This is a genomic window from Proteus faecis (assembly GCF_003144395.1).
GTDB lineage: Bacteria > Pseudomonadota > Gammaproteobacteria > Enterobacterales > Enterobacteriaceae > Proteus > Proteus faecis.
Window position 1 is genome coordinate 205,351 of record NZ_PENZ01000045.1, and the last position, 18,919, is coordinate 224,269.

Below are 18,919 nucleotides of genomic sequence, written 5' to 3' on the forward strand. Positions count from 1 at the left end.
CTCATAGCTAAATAAAATAAGTGTAAATCTCGTTAATTTATCTTACTGACACAAGTGTAACGAATTCAAACTAATTCGCCTTGCCTCTAGCAAGCCATGCAACACGAGAGAACATACTTTTCAGTATGGAAGGGATGGAATCTATACCACGTTGAGCCGCATTATTAGCCACCGTTAGTGCAAGGTCTGGCTTGGATGAACGTTGAATAGCTTTAATGATCACGCGTCGAGTCGGCCATTTTTCATTATCTGGCACACCGGCTACATCATGATATACATTACGAAAGCCTTCTTTGTATAAGAAGTGTTCCATATCTAATGCCGGAAGCTTCGTTAATCTATCGCGCTCTGCATCATTGCTTTTTAACGCAAAATCTTTAACGGTAGCAGCATATTTCTTACCCGCTTCATCACCATCTACTAAAGTATGCCATTCTATCCCCATATAGGTTGCATACTTTAATAATGGCTTAAGTCCACATTGCGCAAATTCAATGACTTTTATACCTTCTGCTTCAAAGAAATAATTACATTGCCTTGCCAATTCGTTCATTAACCAAATCTCTGTTTCACCTTCAACTAATAACCAACAACGCGCAAATAATGCCGAGGGTCGGTTATAACGAATATGAAAGGAGATACGTCGCTCTTCATCAGAATGTAGTTGCTGCTCCCCAACACGATAAGCAGCAACTTTATCGGTATCACGTACTAAACGGCACACACTCTCTAATGGAGCGAGTGACAGTAATTCACCTGAGTTTGTCGTTGTGATCCGTTGTAATGAGAAAAGATTGAGTAATCCCCAAGCCACCGAAAGCATAATAGGATGTAAACGCGTTTCTGGATTTTCAACGATGACAATAGGTCTTGCATAAGGATCTAACGCGGCACTACCACGAGACTGTAAGATAGAAGAGAACATCCCCAAGATAATTAATCGAATACTTCTTTGATTAGGTTTTGCCAACACTTTATTGATATTTTCTAAAGCGTGCCAACCACGCACGTGAGGCTCGTTAACTTTGCGATGACGAGGGCGAGATTTAAACAACAACGAACCGTGATCTGCAAAATAGTGCCCTAATAGTTGTTGCATTGCATCAAGGCCTTCACGTAAATCATCATCTGACAACTCATCAGGATTTTTGACTAACGCTTTGGTTAACTCACTCATTTTATTATTAAACGCTTCTCGATGAGGATTATTATGGGGATCGATAACGTCAGAAGCAAGATCACGCACAAAACGTGCATCTTGTAAGCGAAGAACAGGATAGAGCCTAACTATCTCTGCAATAATTTCTTGAGTTTGTCCATTAGGTAAGCGAATTTGCTTTCCTTCTTTATCAAGAAAATAGCGGAATGTTTTTACATTCTTTTGTTCATCTAATTCAGCACTGATACGGTAATAGATATGTTTTAGTTCATCACCATTTTCAACCCATACAGGCGCTAATTTATGAAAACGATAAGAGCGATGACGTCCAGGGCGAGATTCGGTAAAGGTTAAAATAATTTGTAGACTTTTTTTGCCATTTTCTTCTGGCTCATTCGGCAAACGATGGAAATCCTCGGGTGTAAATGCATATTGATAGGTTTCAATTCCCAAACTGAGTGTTAACGCATCAAGTAATGAGCTTTTACCCCACGCATTTTCACCCACTAAGACTGTATTCATATCAAGAGGTAATGAAAGACGATTAAGTCCACGGAATCCAACTATTTCCACTCTTTCTAAATACATAAATTCCCTCGTTAGTTACGACTAAGCTATGGTTTTATTTTATTCTTCCTATCTTTATTTTATGCTTAATCAGCTAATAATTTCACTTAATGGATGTTTTCATTAAATCACAGTTCAAGATAGCCGTAATAAAATTTACTCAACTATTCGATATATACCCATTTCGTTCACTTTTCAATCAATTAAAGCCTCTTACATCTAAACGTGATAGGCTCGTTACCCCTAATAAATATTTTAGACTTATCTTAATTTCTGTATCCACAACATCATAAGTAAATGTTATAATCCGATTTACATTATTAGTTTACTTTATAATTTGAGCACACTCAGTAAGGAATAGAAATGCTATCAGGGTTATTGATTATCCTACTTCCGCTTTTTGTAGGATATTTGATTAAGTTAAACAATCGCCCATTACTTCATCTGGCAAACCGCCTGCTTAGCGCGATGGTTTACGTTATCCTATTTCTAATGGGCGTTAGTTTAGCCATGCTAGATAATATTGGTGAAAACTTAGTTTCTATTCTTTCTTATGCCAGTGTTTTCTTTTTATGTACCTTTGGCGCCAATTTACTATTTTTATGGCTACTGGATAAGAAAGATCCTTGGCACGTCCCTGCTCATAAGCAGTCCAAGCCCCCTTCACGCATAAAAATGGTACTTGAATCACTGCAATTATGTGGCGTTGTTGTCGTGGGCTTCTTTGTCGGTTTAACCGGTTGGTCAATTTTCCATTATGCTTCTCATGCCAGCCAAGGTGCGCTTATCTTCTTACTTTGGTTAGTCGGATTACAATTACGTAATAGCGGAATGAGCCCAAAGCAAATTCTTATCAACCGTCGTGGAACAACCGTTGCCGTCGTTATGGGCATTAGCGCACTTGCTGGTGGTGCCTTAGCCGCTTACTTACTGGGGTTACCGATGAAAATGGGATTAGCTATTGCATCTGGTTATGGTTGGTATTCATTATCGGGTATTGTACTAACTGATGCATTTGGCCCCGTTATTGGTAGCACCGCCTTTTTCAATGATTTAATGCGTGAATTAGCAGCAATCATGCTTATTCCGATTATAGTTAACCGTTACAGAAATACGGCATTAGGAATTTGTGGCTCAACATCTATGGACTTTACTTTACCTGTTTTACAAAGAAGTGGCGGTGTTGCCATCGTTCCTGCGGCTATTGTGCATGGATTTGTTTTAAGTTTAATCACACCAATCTTGATGGCGTTCTTTACTTCATAGAAAAATCAGTAACAATAGAACCATAACGTTCTCTTTTTACAATGGATTAACCATGAATCAACAGCGTGTATTAGTACTTGGTGCAAGTGGGCACATTGGTCAAAATCTTATTCCTGCTTTGATAGAGCAAGGTCATCAGGTCACTGCTGGTGCCCGTCGAGTAGACTGGATGATGTCTCAAGGTTGGGAAAATACACGCTGTATCTTTGTCGATTTATATGATCCTGAAACCTTAACCAAAGTCATGCATGATACTGATATTGTTTATTACCTTGTTCATAGCATGAGCGATGCACATAATTTAATTGAGCAAGAGCGTAAAGCGGCAATCAATGTTGTGGAAGCATTAGAAGGCAGTAATGTTAAACAAATTATCTTCTTAAGTGCGTTACAACATAAAGACCAACAATATTCACCTCATCTTATTGCCCGAAAACTAACAGGAGAAGTGTTAAGAACCAGCACTATTCCCGTGACCGAAATTCGCACCTCAATGATTGTCGGGCCAGGCTCTGCTGCCTTTGAGATTATGCGTGATATGGTTTACAACCTTCCTATTCTTACACCACCACGTTGGGTTCGCTCTAAATCTTCCCCTATTGCACTCAAAAATTTAATTCACTATTTAACTGAAATAATTCATCACCCCACTCATCAACACCGTATTTTTGATGCCGGTGGTCCTGAATATATTAGCTATCAAACCCTTTTTGAGCGCTTTATTAAAATCTCAGGTAAAAAACGCGTATTAATCCCGCTACCGATGCCCGGCAGTCTTATTTCTGCCGGCTTTATCAGTATGATCACATCGGTGCCAACCTCTATTGCTAAAGAGCTGATCCAAGGGCTTAAATACGATCTCCCAGCCAATGATGAACCATTACGTAAACTTATTCCTCAAACCCTAATTAAATTTGATGATGCAGTAAAAGAAACACTGGCTGATGAAGCCGCCGCTTTAGATAACCAAGATTGGGGTTACTCTTCTGCAGTTCGTAGTCGTTGGAAACCAGGCTATGGTTATTACCCTAAAAATGCAGGTTACACAGTATCCACCCCGGCAAGTGCAACATCACTTTGGCATACAGTGCAACAAATCGGCGGAGAACAAGGCTATTTTTATGGTAATACGTTATGGAAAATACGCGCCATTATGGATGATATCGCAGGAAATAAGGTCACTTACGGACGCCCTTCTAGAGAAACATTAGAACTTGGCGATATGATTGATGGTTGGCGTGTGATCAAACTTGAGCCTGAAAAACAGCTCACACTGTTATTTGGAATGAAAGCACCCGGTTTAGGTAGACTCTCTTTCACGATCCACGACAGTGGTAATCTTCGCTCAATAGATGTTCGTGCTTGGTGGCACCCAGCAGGATTTAGTGGATTGCTTTATTGGTTTGCCATGATGCCTGCGCATTTATTTATTTTCAAAGGTATGGCTAAAACAATAAGTATTAACGCTTACGAACTGGATAAAAATTCATCTAACGATGAGAAAAAATAGCTAAATTACCCATTTTTATATAAAGAAACCACTTTATTATGCAGTTTTAGTTGCATAATTATTCTTACCGTTTTATTATTTGAAACAGTTGATGACTATTCAAAAAAAACGCATGAGTATTCAATTAAAAAACATAAATTGTTTCTACGGTTCGCACCAAGCACTCTATGACATTAATCTAGAATGCTCTGCCGGTGAAACAATGGTTCTATTAGGACCAAGTGGTGCGGGTAAGAGCTCACTAATGAGAGTTCTCAATTTATTAGAAATGCCACGTTCAGGCGAATTAGAAATTGCTGGTCTGCATTTTGACTTTAGCCAACAGCCTAACGCAAAGGCAATTCGCTTATTACGTCAAAATGTGGGTATGGTATTTCAACAATACAATTTATGGCCACATTTAACGGTTCTTGATAACTTAATTGAAGCACCTTGTCGTGTATTAGGTTTATCAAAACCGCAAGCCAAAGAAAAAGCGATGAAATTACTTGAGCGTTTGCGTTTAAGTGATTATGCAGGACGTTTTCCTCTACATTTATCTGGAGGACAACAACAGCGTGTTGCTATTGCAAGGGCATTAATGATGGAGCCTCAAGTTCTCTTATTTGATGAACCAACGGCAGCATTAGATCCTGAAATTACAGCTCAAGTTGTTGATATCATTAAAGAGCTTTCTGAAACGGGTATTACACAAGTTATTGTGACCCACGAAGTTGAAATTGCACGCAAAGCCGCGAGCAAAGTTGTATATATGGAAAACGGCCGTATTATAGAGCAAGGTGATAACTATCGTTTCACTGCTCCACAAACGGAAGCTTTTGCTAATTACTTGTCACACTAAATCAGGATCAGACAATGAAAAAAATATTATTTGCAGCACTTCTGACCAGTATTACACTTTCTGCAACTGCGGCTGAGAAAGAGACAATTCGTTTTGCAACTGAAGCAACGTATCCTCCATTTGAAATGATTGATGCGAATAATCAAATTGTGGGATTTGATGTTGATTTAGCCAACGCAATGTGTGCAAAGATTAATGCTGACTGTACCTTTACCAATCAGTCATTTGATAGTTTAATTCCGAGTCTGAAATTCCGTCGTTTTGAAGCGTTAATGGCTGGTATTGATATTACGCCAGAGCGTCAAAAACAAGTTGATTTCACTGATTCTTACTATGATAACTCTGCAGTATTTATCACCGTAAAAGGTAAAATCTCTGATGTTGCAAGCTTAAAAGGCAAACAAATTGGTGTGCAGAATGGGACAACCCATCAGAAATTCATCAATGAACAACACAAAGAGATGAAAACTGTGCCTTATGACAGTTATCAAAATGCAGTATTAGATCTTAAAAATGGCCGTATCGAAGCTATCTTTGGTGATACTGCTGTTGTTAATGAATGGCTGAAAAAGAATCCTGAATTAGGTATTGTAGGCGACAAAGTTGCAGATCCTAACTACTTTGGTACAGGCCTTGCGATCGCAGTAAGAAAAGGTAATGCTGATTTACAAGATAAATTAAACAAAGCATTAGCTGAAGTAAAAGCTGATGGCACCTATGATGTCATTTATAAAAAATGGTTTGAATAACAATAATAGCTTAATAAATGAATGAAATAACAACTCTAGCAGGTGCGGCCGTCACAACGGTCACACTTGCTATTTCTGCTCTTATCATCGGATTAGTTCTAGCCATGTTGTTTACAGCTTGGGAATCCGCGAGATGGAAAGCCTTTGCTTTCTTAGGAACATGTTGGGTAACACTAATTAGAGGACTACCAGAAATGCTGGTGGTTCTTTTTGTCTATTATGGCACCTTGCAAGGCGTCATGATGTTAATGGATGGGATTGATCTCGGTGCTTTCACCTTACAAATTGATTTTGGTGATACTGAATCATTGCCTTTCTATTGTGGTGTTATCGCCCTTTCACTTCTTTATGCGTCTTATGCATCCCAAACTTTACGTGGCGCATTAAAAGCAGTACCTACAGGACAATGGGAAGCCGGCCAAGCCTTAGGCATGGGCCGTATTACTATTTTCTTCCGCTTTATCATGCCTCAAATGTGGCGTCACGCTTTACCGGGTTTAGGCAATCAGTGGTTAGTTCTATTAAAAGATACGGCTTTAGTCTCATTAATCAGCGTTAATGATTTAATGTTACAAACACAAAGTATCGCTAACCGAACTCAAGAACCTTTTACTTGGTATAGCATTGTTGCATTAATTTATTTGGCAATTACGTTGGTCAGTCAATATATCCTGAAATGGTTAGAGATGAGAACGACCCGATTTGAACGGAGTGCCTCATAATGTGGGATTATATTGTTGATATTTTACCGGGATTACCAACCAGCCTTTCTTTAACATTTGTAGCTCTATTGGTTGCATTTACACTCTCGGTTTTAATGACTTTTGTTTTGGCATTAAAAACACCTGTTATTAGCCAAATAGTAAAAGCCTATATTACCTTATTTACTGGTACACCTTTATTAGTACAGTTCTTCTTAATCTATTATGGCCCAGGGCAATTTCCTACGTTGCAAAACTATCCAGCAATATGGGAGTTACTATCAACACCATGGTTTTGTGCAATGGTTACATTGGCATTAAACAGTGCGGCTTATTCAACTTTACTTTTCTATGGTGCGGTAAGAGCAATTCCGTCAGGACAGTGGCAATCCTGTCAAGCGTTGGGCATGTCACCCGTACAAACAGCACGAGTGATATTACCTTACGCATTTAAGCGTGCGCTTTCATCCTATTCAAACGAAGTGGTCTTAATATTCAAAAGTACCTCACTTGCCAGTACTATCACCTTACTTGAATTAACAGGTTATAGCCGACAAGTTTTTGGTCAGAGTTATGATGTGATGGTCTTTGTTGCAGCAGGCATTATTTATCTGTGTATCAATGGAATGCTGACACTTTTAATGAGATTGATTGAGAAAAAAGCCTTAGAGTTTGAACATCGTAATTAAAAACGCATAAACTGACCTATGAATATAAAAACACCCCAGCAATTTTCATTCTGGGGTGTTTTTATATGTCTGAATAAACAATAAAAACGCTCGATGTGATCCATTGAGCGTCAATACATTATTTATACTAACGCTGAGCTATTATTTTTTAATAACTATCTTAGCTGTCTTGTAATATCAATAATGTAAGGACTTCATAGTGAGAAGTATGAGGAAACATATCAAACAATTGCACTCTATCTATCTGATAGTGTGAAAGTTGCTGAATATCTTTCGCCATAGTTTGAGCATTACAACTTGAATAAAGAATAAAGCGAGGTTTCATTTTATTTAGATAACCACACAATACCTCACCAATACCTCGCCTTGGTGGATTAACAAGCACTAATTCAGGAACAGACTCTTTAGCCAATGCATAGCCCGTTGAATCTAACGCTTGAAACTCAACATGCTCTAACCCTAACTCCTGAGCCGATAAACGTGCACATTCAATCGCTTCTGGACTAATTTCAATCCCTGTTAAGTGGGTGGATTTATCTGCACAATGCAACCCAAACCCTCCTGATCCACAAAACATATCCCACAGATGCGTGATATTTAATTCTCTTACCCAACGACCTGCCGTGGCATAAAGTGATGAAGCCACCGCCGGATTAGTTTGGAAAAAACCTCTAGGACGAATATGCAATGGAATTTGGTTAAGTGATTCATCTAAGAACGTTTTTTCTGTCAGAATAATTTCTTGCTCACCTTCCAAAATAGCCATATGTATAGGTTGAATATTGACGGAAATAACGACCAATTGGGGTAATTGCGCTTGTAACCAAGGAAGTGCTTTACGAAGTTGTTCTAGTTTTTTTTCTGAACGCAAAACAAAGCGCAGCATCATCGTGCTATTACTTCGGCTCTCCGTTAATAAAATAAACTTAAGCTCACCACGACGACGTTCAATGTCGTAAGGTACTAACCCTGCTTTCGCAATAAATGTTTTTAAAACAGGGAATACAGGTGCAAAAGAAGCTGGGTACAGTGGACATTCGCATAAATCAACAGCGACACTTTCTTTAGTTTTTAAACCTAATATTGGTCTTTCGACACTCCCGCTGACGACCATTTTGGCTTTATTACGAAACTGCGCCTGTTGGCTTTCAACGGGTGCTAATTTATCAAAAGCATAATCTTCTGGAAGTAATGCTAATAGGCTATGCTGTTTTTTCTTGATTTGTTCAGGATAAGCAAGAGAAAGCCATTCACAAGAATGACATTCACCCGCACTAAATCGTGCGCATTGCATAAGATTTTGTGACCGTTATGGAGATTAATATTAATGTACAGTATAAGAAGAGTCAGTTGATGTGCTATTTATCTCAACATCTTCTTCATCTTCGTTTTCACTTTCTTGCTTTTCACCATACAAGAAACCGTTATTAAAAATTTCGCTAATAACTTCAGCTGATTGCTCTTCTGCTTTTTGTAAGAACAGATCAAATTGATTAAGTGAAATACCTGCAGCAACTGGAAATGATTGGCAAAAAACTAATTTTGGTAAGTTCTCGTCACTAATTTCTAAAAATGTTTTAATAAATAAAGAACTTGCATTAATTTGGCTTAAATTTGCCATTAATGGCACTATTGCTGACGGTTTTAGCTCAGCGATAGCGGTAAATACAAGCACATCTTCAAGAATATCAATTTTGGCATCAAAAATACCACTGATATATTGAAGGTGAGGTAAATGTAACGCCTGACAAGAGTCACATTCATAATAAGCGATCTGCAATTCATCAAGCCAAGACTTTAGCTGATCCAGATCGGTAGTCACAACAGCGTTCATTCAAATAACCTTTACGCGCAAAAAAAGAGTGCCTGTTGGCATTGATGCTATTTTGCCACTTTTTCTATCTTGAAGGCACTAATAAATAGAAAAACTAAGAAAATTAAGCCAATTTACACATTGCGTTTTCTTAGTTTCTAATACATTTTGAGGAAAAACAGATAGCTACTTTTCGTTATTCTCTTTTTTCTTTTGACTCTTTGTAGACTGATGATCAATCCCTAAAAAAGTTAATCGATAAATAGCACGCCATACTATATGGATAGCTGGCGGGATCATGCAGATAACCCCTAATACAACTAACGTTAATTGTCCTGTATATGTTCCTAGCCACTGCGGAGAGGTCATATATTGATTAATATAAAGATAAGCAACCACCAATAAAATAATCCCTATTATTTCAATGATGATAATAGGTTTTGGCATATCTGACAGTGATTTCATATCTCGATTTGAAGGCTTTTCCATCATTTCTCCGCTAAATGCAGTGTTGCAGTCCTATCTCATTATTCAGCAAATTGGTATAATTTATCACACTAAAAGGCAATAACTGTTTTTATTTAGCCTAATAAAAGGGCATAGTAACAACCAATAGAAACTATTATGCCTGAATTTTATTTCCTCAATAAGGAGTGTCGTATGTTTGTTGTCATTTTTGGTCGCCCTGGTTGCCCATATTGTGTTCGTGCGAAACAACTGGCTGAAACTTTGTCTGAAAAACGTGACGATTTCGATTTCCGTTATGTTGATATTCAAGCAGAAGGAATTACAAAAGCTGATTTATCTAAAACTGTCGGTAAACCAGTTGAAACTGTGCCACAAATTTTTATTGATGAGAAACACATTGGTGGTTGCACAGATTTTGAAGCTTATGCTAAAGAAAATTTAGGCATCTACAACTAATTCAAAAGCGCTAAAACAGATTATTTATCAATATGTTTTAGCGCTTTCTTTTTTTTTCATCATGACTTTTCTCTTTACCTACCTTCTCTTTCTAAAAAAAACTCTATTTTTTTTCATTAGTCAGCGAACTTTCTTTCTAACCCGTAGTCTGAATAAGTGCCACTGCTTTTCTTTGATGTCCCCAAATATTGAGGAGCCCGATAGTTTCAACCCTTTTGGTGAAATAACTGTCGGGTTTTTTATTGCTTGATATTTAGTAACACTCACCTTGCAATGTCACAATAATACGACGCTCTCCCCCGTGATTACGATGTTCACCAAGATAAATCCCCTGCCAAATTCCTAAATTCAACTCACCTTGACTAATAGGGATCGTAACACTTTGTCCAAGTAAGCTACTTTTAATGTGCGCAGGCATATCATCACTGCCTTCATAGGTGTGAAGATAGTCATCCTCGTCCTCTTTTACACTTCGATTAAAAAAGCTTTCAAAGTCACTTCGAACTGTCGGATCCGCATTTTCATTAATCGTTAAAGAAGCCGATGTATGTTGAATAAAAAAATGAGCAATTCCAATTTTATATTGTCTTAGTTGCGGTAATTCTTGAATCAATGTTTGTGTAATTAAGTGAAATCCTCTTGGCCTTGCATTAAGGACTATATTTTTCTGGAACCACATAAAGTTATACCTCATTGAAGATAAGAAAAAGAACGATGCGAGAGTAATAACACAAGCGCAATACTCTTTTTAAGCGTGCTTGAGCTCAGTTTGGTATAAAACTGACAAATTTTTTAAAAAAGCACAATTAAATAAGAAAAAAACACTTTACCCCTATTACTCCCTCATTTACCCTTAAAAACTTGCGTATTATGTATCATAAACATCGCTTATCAATACGACATGTATGGAGCCTACTTTGCTGGAACAATTCAATTTAGCCGTATTTTCAATAATGAATGCAACACCTGCGGCATCGCCTTTAGAAATCGGTACGGCGATAATTATTGCTAAGTACCTTGTCTATCTTTTTCCGTTATCTTTAGTGTTCTATTGGTTATGGGGTAATGAAAAACATCTTAGTCAGCAAAGAGCATTAGCATGTAAAGCGGCTGTCTCTTTGGGTATCGCACTTTCTATCTCTTGGATGATTGGTGCTATTGCTCCTCATGACCGCCCTTTTGCTGCCAACATTGGCTACAACTTTCTTGATCATGATGCAACACCATCATTCCCAAGTAACCATGGTACCTTTGTTTTCACCATTGCTTTAGCTTATCTCTTTTGGCATAACAGCAAACGCATTGGCTATATTATGCTCGGTTTAGGAATTGCGATTGCTTGGGCACGTATCTACCTTGGTGTGCATTGGCCAATCGATATGATTGGTGCTTTTATTGTTGCTCTACTCTCTTGTGGCCTTTGCCAGATCTTCTGGTCTAAAGGCGGTGATATACTCCAAAAATGGGTACAACACCTCTATCAGCTCTGTTTCGCTTATCCTATTCGTAAAGGTTGGACAAAGGCCTAACCTTTCTAAGATCGAAAAGGCCACATTTATGTGGCCTTTTTATATTTAACTTAAGTGCCTTCCCTCTTCAATATATTAATATATAAATAAAAATATTCTCTACTATTATATTAATCGTCCAAAAGTAAATGTGTTGTTATTTTAATCAAGTTTAAACTTTTATATTCGTTGTATAACAACCTACCCAACTCATTTATTAACGAATTTATTGTTGTTTTTATAAACAATATTCTATTTATAAATGAAATATAGCTATATTCATTTCATAAAATAAAAAAATTCATTAATAAATAATCATATTGCATCGTTTCTATATTCTTTTATTTACTTTTAAATATTAATTAAGAAAAATAATTTTTCATTAAATTTCAATATGATACACTGTTAATATAATGTTCCAATTGTAAATAAAAATAACCTAATTGATTTTAATCATCTATTTACCAAATAATAAAAACACCCAAGAAAAATCATTAACATGTGAATGTTTAGGCATTTAGCTTTATTTAATACTTACCTTAAAATTGGAAAATTATTTCAATATGTTTAAAAAACCAATTCAAAAAACATAAAATATAAAAAATGTTACATTTTTAGGTTTTTCAGTTATATTTAGCATTTGAGATGGTGATCACGGTAGTTTATCCTGAAAAACACTATATTCTGCACCTCTTAAGTCTGGATATAAACTTATTGAATATTTTTTCAAATTTTAAAAGAGCTTAATTCTTTTGAAAGTTAAAGATTTTTATATGTGGTAATTGAAGATATTGAGATAACACCAGGTGCTCAATAAACTCATTTATTCATAATTAAATTTATACCGTAGTTGTTTCTAGAAAATACAATTGCGCTCTTATTTTTCTTCATTATTTTTTTACCGCGTTATTTCGGAGAGTATTATGGATACAACCAAAGCTGGTTCTATCGCATCGGGTAACACCCAAGGTGATTACAAAACATGGCGTAAGTCAGATACTGTATGGATGTTAGGTTTATACGGCACAGCTATCGGTGCTGGCGTTCTATTTTTACCTATCAACGCAGGGATTGGTGGTTTAATTCCTCTGTTGATCATGTTAGTGCTTGCATTCCCAATGACCTTCTTTGCACACCGTGGTATGTGTCGCTTTGTGCTATCAGGTAAAAACCCTGGTGAAGATATTACTGAAGTTGTTGAAGAACACTTTGGTAAAACTGCAGGTAAACTAATCACACTGCTTTATTTCTTTGCAATTTATCCTATTTTATTAGTTTATAGTGTTGCTATCACTAATACTGTAGAAAGCTTTATTGTAAACCAAATGCATATGGCTGCTCCTCCTCGCGCAATTTTATCACTGATCCTGATCGTTGGTATCATGTGTATTATTCGCTTTGGTGAACAAGCTATTGTTAAAGCAATGAGCGTGCTGGTATTCCCATTTGTTGCAATCTTGATGGTACTTGCACTGTATCTGATCCCAGAATGGAATGGTGCAATCCTTGAGACTCTCTCTTTTGATCACGCAACCACTTCTGGCATGGGTCAAGGCCTATTAGTAACCTTATGGTTAGCTATCCCTGTAATGGTGTTCTCTTTCAATCACTCTCCAATCATCTCTGCGTTTGCAGTTGCAAAACGCGAAGAATACGGCGAAAACGCAGAGAAAAAATGTTCACGCATTTTAGCTTATGCACACATCATGATGGTTATCACTGTTATGTTCTTCGTGTTTAGCTGTGTATTTAGCTTAACACCAGAAAACTTAGCAGAAGCAAAAGCACAAAACATTAGTATCCTGTCTTACCTTGCTAACCATTTTGAAGCACCCGTTATCGCTTATATTGCACCTTTCATTGCCTTCGTTGCGATTACTAAATCTTTCTTAGGCCACTATTTAGGTGCCCGTGAAGGTTTCAATGGTTTAATCATCAAATCACTGCGTGAAAAAGGTAAAACAATCGAAAAAGATCGTTTAAATAAAATCACTGCACTGTTTATGCTGGTTACAACTTGGATCGTTGCGACATTAAACCCAAGTATTTTAGGTATGATTGAAACATTAGGTGGACCAATTATCGCAATGTTGTTGTTCCTGATGCCTATGTATGCAATCCGCAAAGTACCAGCGATGAAGAAATATGCTGGCCACATCAGCAACGTATTTGTTGTAGTTATGGGTCTTATCGCAATCTCAGCAGTTTTCTATAGCTTAATTAACTCTTTCATGGGCTAATAAAGCATCACATGGCTACTTTCTGAAAAGAGAGTAGCCATTGCTTTAGAGTTCAAAACTGACACTTAACATTCTAATAATCACACAGTTGCGCCTTTAAATGAATTAGGGAGGCGAATATTATGGTTAGCGTCTTTGATATTTTTAAAATTGGTATTGGCCCTTCAAGCTCACACACTGTAGGTCCAATGAAAGCAGGTAAAGGATTTGTTGATTTGCTTGCTGAAAAAAACCTTCTCTCTTCTGTTTCCCGCGTTATCGTTGATGTTTATGGCTCTTTATCTTTAACAGGTAAAGGTCACGCAACGGATATTGCTATTATTATGGGACTCGCAGGAAATTTACCTGATACTGTCGATATTGATTCTATCGCGCCATTTATAAAACAAGTAGAAACAACCGGTCGCTTAATGCTGGCAAATGGCATAAAAGAAGTAGATTTTCCGGTTGAAGGCGGTATGAATTTTCATAAAACCAATCTGCCTCTCCATGAAAATGGCATGACTATTACCGCTTATAACGGTGAACAGATTTTATTGAAAAAAACTTATTATTCTATTGGTGGCGGTTTTATTGTTGATGAAGAACATTTTGGCCAACCTGAAGAAAATACAGTTCAAGTTCCTTATCCTTATCAATATGCGGCTGATTTACGACGCCATTGCAAAGAAACAGGCCTTTCTTTATCCGCATTAGTGATGCAAAACGAATTAGCATTACGTAGCAAAGAAGAAATCTCATCCCATTTTGCTGCTGTTTGGGAAGTGATGAAATCAGGTATTGAACGCGGTGTAAATACCGAAGGCTTATTACCAGGACCATTACGCGTGCCTCGTCGTGCTTCTGCATTACGCCGCATGTTAGTCACAGAAGATAAAACGACAACAGATCCAATGACAGTGGTTGACTGGATTAATATGTTTGCCCTTGCCGTGAATGAAGAAAATGCGGCGGGTGGACGTGTTGTCACAGCACCAACAAACGGTGCCTGTGGTATTATCCCAGCAGTATTGTCTTACTATGATAAATTTATTCGTCCTGTAAATGAAAACTCTTACACTCGCTTTTTCTTAGTTGCTGGTGTTATTGGTTCACTTTACAAAATGAATGCATCTATCTCAGGTGCTGAAGTCGGTTGCCAAGGTGAAGTTGGTGTTGCTTGTTCAATGGCTGCAGGTGCATTAACTGAACTTTTAGGTGGTAGCCCAGAACAAGTTTGCATTGCAGCGGAAATTGCGATGGAGCATAACTTAGGACTTACCTGTGACCCAGTAGCAGGACAAGTACAAGTTCCTTGTATTGAACGTAATGCTATCGCAGCCGTACAAGCAGTAAACTCATCGCGCATGGCTTTACGTCGTGTCAGCGATCCTCGTATTTGTTTAGATAAAGTCATTGAAACAATGTACGAAACAGGTAAAGACATTAATGCTAAATATCGTGAAACCTCTCAAGGTGGATTAGCTATTAAAATTTCCTGTGACTAACCCTGTGAGTCTTAAATACTGATAGCTATAATAGATAAGGCGCTGATATCAGCGCCTTTTTTGTTTATTTAGTATCTATCTCATTACTCTTCTTTTTTAATATCATCTTTTTTGTATGAGATTAAATTGTCATCCTTAGTTAAAATATGTTTTTTCAAACGAGCAAAGCATCACTCAATAAAGATAATGTAAAGAAAAAATAGGAGATAACAACACATATTATTTAAATGCCGTGACGATAAACGCGTTATCTAAAGTAAATAATTACAAATTAATCAATCTATTGGCGATATTTAGATTATTGTCTAAAGTTGATAAGTAAAGATCACTAGAGACATCATCAGCGGGATAAAAAGAGAACTAAAATGAAATCAGATATTCAAATCTCCCAAGAAGCACACCTCTTACCTATTCAAGAAATTGCGAAAAATTTAAATATTGATCAAGATGATATCGAGTTTTATGGCAAGTACAAAGCCAAATTTAGCCACAGTATTTGGTCAAAAATTGCAGCCAAAAAGCCCGGAAAATTAGTTTTAGTTACAGCAATTAATCCGACACCCGCTGGTGAAGGTAAAACAACAGTCACGGTTGGATTAGGACAAGCTCTTAATCATATTGGAAAAAATGCGATTATTGCGTTGCGTGAACCCTCCTTAGGCCCTTGCTTTGGCATTAAAGGCGGAGCAACCGGTGGTGGTTATTCACAAGTTGTTCCTATGGAAGATCTCAACCTTCATTTTACTGGCGATTTTCATGCTATTACCTCTGCCAATAACTTACTTGCAGCCATGCTTGATAATTCAATTTATCAGGGTAATCCTTTAAATATCGATCCTAAGAAAATCGTGTTTAAACGTTGTATGGACATGAACGATCGGGCTTTACGTAATATTGTTGTAGGGTTAGGTGGCGAAAAAGACGGCATCACACGAGAAGATAACTTTGTTATTACCGTTGCGTCTGAAATTATGTCTATCCTTTGTTTAGCAGAAGATATTGATGATTTGAAACAACGACTTTCTCGCATCATTGTTGCCTATTCTTATCGTGGTGATCCTATTACAGCAAGCGATATACAAGCCGTCGGTGCAATGGCTAGTTTATTAAAAGATGCCATTAATCCTAATTTAGTACAAACACTCGAAAATACCCCAGCCATTATTCATGGCGGTCCTTTCGCGAATATTGCTCATGGTTGCAATAGCGTAAGAGCGACAAAACTTGCTCTTCAACTTGCTGATATCACTGTGACAGAAGCGGGTTTTGGTGCTGATTTAGGTGCTGAAAAATTCTTAGATATAAAATGCCGGATCAGTGGATTACGCCCTGATTGTGCCGTGATTGTTGTCACCACTAAAGCGCTAAAATATAACGGTGGATTAGGTAAAGGCGAGTGGAATAATGAAGATTTAAGTGCACTTGAAAAAGGTATTGTAAATCTTGAAAAACACATTGAAAACCTAAAAAAATATGGCTTACCCGTTATTGTCGCTCTTAATGCTTATGTTACTGATAGTATTGCAGAGCATCAGTTTATCAAACAATTCTGCCAAGATAGAAATTGTCGCTTCGCAATGACTAAAGTGTGGGAGAAAGGAGGCGAAGGTGGTATTGAATTAGCTAAGCAAGTGATTGACACACTTGAAAATGAGCAGAGCCAATTCCAATTAATTTATCCTAATGAAGCCTCACTGAGTCAAAAAATCGATATTATTGCCAAAGAAATTTATGGTGCCGAGGGTGTGACTTATAGCCGTTCTGCTCGTAACATGTTGGAAAAAATAGAAAAAATGGGATTTTCTCATTTCCCAGTTTGCATGGCAAAAACGCAATATTCACTCTCAGATGATCCCACATTATTAGGTCGTCCGACTGATTTTACAATAAACGTTCGTGAAGTGTATGTTTCTGCTGGCGCTGGCTTTGTTGTCGCCTTAACTGGCTCTATCACAACAATGCCCGGATTACCGAAAACACCAGCAGCTATCACTGTTAATGTTGATAATCAAGGTAAAATTGATGGTCTGATTTAAACTCTAAAGTAAATATCTCCCAATTTTATTGAATATAAAAAAATCCGTAATCGTAAAACAATTACGGATTTTTCATATTAAAATAACAGCTAATCTTTCTTTTGGGGTGAAAAACTCAGTAACGTTTTGATAGAGCTATTCTTGATAAATTAACCAAAAATAGCATTAAACCAACCGGATACTGTTTTAACAACAAAATCCCAAATACGGCTGAAAAAACCGCCTTCTTGAACCGCTTCTTTGACAACCAGTGGGCGTTGTTCAATCACTTCATCGTTTAATAAAAAGTTAACTGTACCTACAACCTGATTTTGAGTTAACGGCGCTTCTAATACAGGGTTGGTTAACGTAAAAGAGGCTTTCAGGTTTTTCAATTCACCTTTAGGAATAGTAATTGAGGCATCATTAGCAACCCCTAATGCAACTTCACCTTTATCCCCGTACCACACTTTTTGACTGGTTAGTGGTGTAGCGGCTTTTACTGGTGTTACCGTTTCAAAAAAGCGGAAACCCCAGCCTAATAACTTTTCACTTTCAGCAAAACGTACTTTATCTGATGGTGCGCCTAAAACAACAGCAATCAAGCGCATATCACCTTCAGTTGCCGAAGAAACAAGATTGTACCCTGCTCCATTAGTGTGACCGGTTTTCACACCATCGACATTCATATTTTTATTCCACAATAAGCGGTTACGATTTGGCTGACGAATATTGTTGAATGTAAATTCTTTTTCTTTATGTATTTCATACTCTGAAGGAACATCGCGGATCATGGCTGCTGTGAGTAATGCCATATCTTGTGCTGTTGTATATTGTCCTTCAGAATCTAACCCATGAACGGTTTTAAAGTATGTATTTTTTAAACCAAGATTCTTAGCATAGGAGTTCATTAAATCAACAAAAGTTTCCTGACTACCCGCAATATGTTCGGCTAATGCGATACTGGCATCATTACCAGATTGAATAACCATACCGCGATTTAAATCAATCACTTTGACCTGATCACCCGGTTTCAAGAACATCAATGATGATCCCTTCAATACCGGATTTCCTGTTGCCCATGCATTACGTCCAACAATAACCATATCGTCAGGTGACATACGACCTTCTTTAATAGCTTGCCCAACAACATAGCTACTCATGATTTTTGTAAGACTAGCAGGATCTAAACGCTCATCAGGTTTTTCTGATGCTAGAATTTTTCCGCTGTTATAATCCATTAATACATAAGATTTTGCCTCAATTTGAGGAGCGACTGGATTATTTACTGCAAATGAAGGACTAGAAATAATTAGCAGTAAACCCATTCCCGCGGTAACCTTACTCAGAACAGATGGAATATTTTTTGTCATTACCGATCACCCTTTTATATCAATTTGTTAAAGCTTTCCTACTATATGGCTTTCTGGAATAAGACGCCAACATTGAT

General features: G+C 37.4%; 17 protein-coding genes. 11 read left to right on the forward strand and 6 right to left on the reverse strand.

Features of this window, described 5'->3' with window-relative positions:
* Nucleotides 1-70: 70 nt before the first annotated feature.
* Complete coding sequence (locus DK858_RS14750; RefSeq protein ID WP_109398046.1) at nt 71-1,747, reverse strand: ATP-dependent nuclease; 1,677 nt, start codon at nt 1,745-1,747, stop codon at nt 71-73.
* A 342-nt stretch (nt 1,748-2,089) separates the two neighbouring features.
* Between DK858_RS14750 and DK858_RS14755 the strand changes: the two genes are divergently transcribed.
* The 6 genes from DK858_RS14755 to artM all read left to right on the forward strand — a co-directional run bounded on the left by DK858_RS14755 (nt 2,090) and on the right by artM (nt 7,482).
* Nucleotides 2,090-2,992 carry a LysO family transporter gene (locus tag DK858_RS14755; protein WP_109398047.1) on the forward strand — a complete coding sequence of 301 codons (903 nt, stop codon included), beginning with the start codon at nt 2,090-2,092 and terminating at the stop codon, nt 2,990-2,992.
* Nucleotides 2,993-3,044: 52 nt separating this feature from the next.
* Nucleotides 3,045-4,502, forward strand: coding sequence for a DUF2867 domain-containing protein (locus DK858_RS14760; RefSeq protein WP_109398048.1), 1,458 nt, complete (start codon nt 3,045-3,047; stop codon nt 4,500-4,502).
* Between the two features lie 112 nt (nt 4,503-4,614).
* Nucleotides 4,615-5,343 carry an arginine ABC transporter ATP-binding protein ArtP gene (gene artP, locus DK858_RS14765; protein ID WP_006537475.1) on the forward strand — a complete coding sequence of 243 codons (729 nt, stop codon included), beginning with the start codon at nt 4,615-4,617 and terminating at the stop codon, nt 5,341-5,343.
* A gap of 14 nt (nt 5,344-5,357) precedes the next feature.
* A complete protein-coding gene (artJ, locus tag DK858_RS14770) occupies nt 5,358-6,092 on the forward strand; it encodes an arginine ABC transporter substrate-binding protein (RefSeq protein WP_109398049.1) in 735 nt (244 codons plus the stop codon).
* Nucleotides 6,093-6,109: 17 nt separating this feature from the next.
* The gene (gene artQ, locus DK858_RS14775) at nt 6,110-6,814 is read left to right on the forward strand and encodes an arginine ABC transporter permease ArtQ (RefSeq protein ID WP_006537477.1); all 705 of its coding nucleotides are present in this window, start codon (nt 6,110-6,112) and stop codon (nt 6,812-6,814) included.
* A complete protein-coding gene (gene artM / locus DK858_RS14780; protein ID WP_109398050.1) occupies nt 6,814-7,482 on the forward strand; it encodes an arginine ABC transporter permease ArtM in 669 nt (222 codons plus the stop codon). The genes artQ and artM overlap by 1 nt, the downstream gene beginning before the upstream one ends.
* 160 nt (nt 7,483-7,642) lie before the next feature.
* Here the strand turns inward: artM and rlmC are convergent, their stop codons facing one another.
* The 3 genes from rlmC to DK858_RS14795 all read right to left on the reverse strand — a co-directional run bounded on the left by rlmC (nt 7,643) and on the right by DK858_RS14795 (nt 9,784).
* A complete protein-coding gene (gene rlmC, locus DK858_RS14785; protein ID WP_109398051.1) occupies nt 7,643-8,776 on the reverse strand; it encodes a 23S rRNA (uracil(747)-C(5))-methyltransferase RlmC in 1,134 nt (377 codons plus the stop codon).
* 30 nt (nt 8,777-8,806) lie between these two features.
* Entirely contained in the window at nt 8,807-9,316 is a 510-nt protein-coding gene (locus DK858_RS14790) for a type III secretion system chaperone family protein (protein ID WP_109398052.1), read from the reverse strand.
* Between the two features lie 165 nt (nt 9,317-9,481).
* The gene (locus DK858_RS14795) at nt 9,482-9,784 is read right to left on the reverse strand and encodes a YbjC family protein (protein ID WP_109398053.1); all 303 of its coding nucleotides are present in this window, start codon (nt 9,782-9,784) and stop codon (nt 9,482-9,484) included.
* A gap of 171 nt (nt 9,785-9,955) precedes the next feature.
* Here DK858_RS14795 and DK858_RS14800 point away from each other — a divergent pair, with 171 nt between their 5' ends.
* Entirely contained in the window at nt 9,956-10,219 is a 264-nt protein-coding gene (locus tag DK858_RS14800; RefSeq protein WP_036912158.1) for a GrxA family glutaredoxin, read from the forward strand.
* Nucleotides 10,220-10,472: 253 nt separating this feature from the next.
* Here DK858_RS14800 and DK858_RS14805 read toward each other — a convergent pair whose 3' ends face one another.
* Complete coding sequence (locus tag DK858_RS14805; RefSeq protein WP_109398054.1) at nt 10,473-10,898, reverse strand: secondary thiamine-phosphate synthase enzyme YjbQ; 426 nt, start codon at nt 10,896-10,898, stop codon at nt 10,473-10,475.
* Between the two features lie 238 nt (nt 10,899-11,136).
* Between DK858_RS14805 and ybjG the strand changes: the two genes are divergently transcribed.
* From ybjG to DK858_RS14825, 4 genes are all read left to right on the forward strand, one after another.
* Nucleotides 11,137-11,748, forward strand: a complete 612-nt coding sequence (gene ybjG, locus DK858_RS14810) for an undecaprenyl-diphosphate phosphatase (RefSeq protein WP_109398055.1) — start codon at nt 11,137-11,139, stop codon at nt 11,746-11,748.
* A gap of 902 nt (nt 11,749-12,650) precedes the next feature.
* The gene (locus DK858_RS14815) at nt 12,651-13,967 is read left to right on the forward strand and encodes an HAAAP family serine/threonine permease (RefSeq protein WP_109398056.1); all 1,317 of its coding nucleotides are present in this window, start codon (nt 12,651-12,653) and stop codon (nt 13,965-13,967) included.
* 122 nt (nt 13,968-14,089) lie between these two features.
* Nucleotides 14,090-15,454, forward strand: a complete 1,365-nt coding sequence (locus DK858_RS14820; RefSeq protein ID WP_109398057.1) for an L-serine ammonia-lyase — start codon at nt 14,090-14,092, stop codon at nt 15,452-15,454.
* Between the two features lie 365 nt (nt 15,455-15,819).
* Nucleotides 15,820-17,490: a formate--tetrahydrofolate ligase gene (locus DK858_RS14825; protein ID WP_109398058.1), complete on the forward strand. Its 1,671-nt coding sequence runs from the start codon at nt 15,820-15,822 to the stop codon at nt 17,488-17,490.
* Nucleotides 17,491-17,639: 149 nt separating this feature from the next.
* Here the strand turns inward: DK858_RS14825 and DK858_RS14830 are convergent, their stop codons facing one another.
* Nucleotides 17,640-18,842 (reverse strand): serine hydrolase, encoded by a 1,203-nt coding sequence (locus tag DK858_RS14830; protein ID WP_109398059.1) that lies wholly within the window; start codon nt 18,840-18,842, stop codon nt 17,640-17,642.
* Nucleotides 18,843-18,919: the final 77 nt, after the last annotated feature.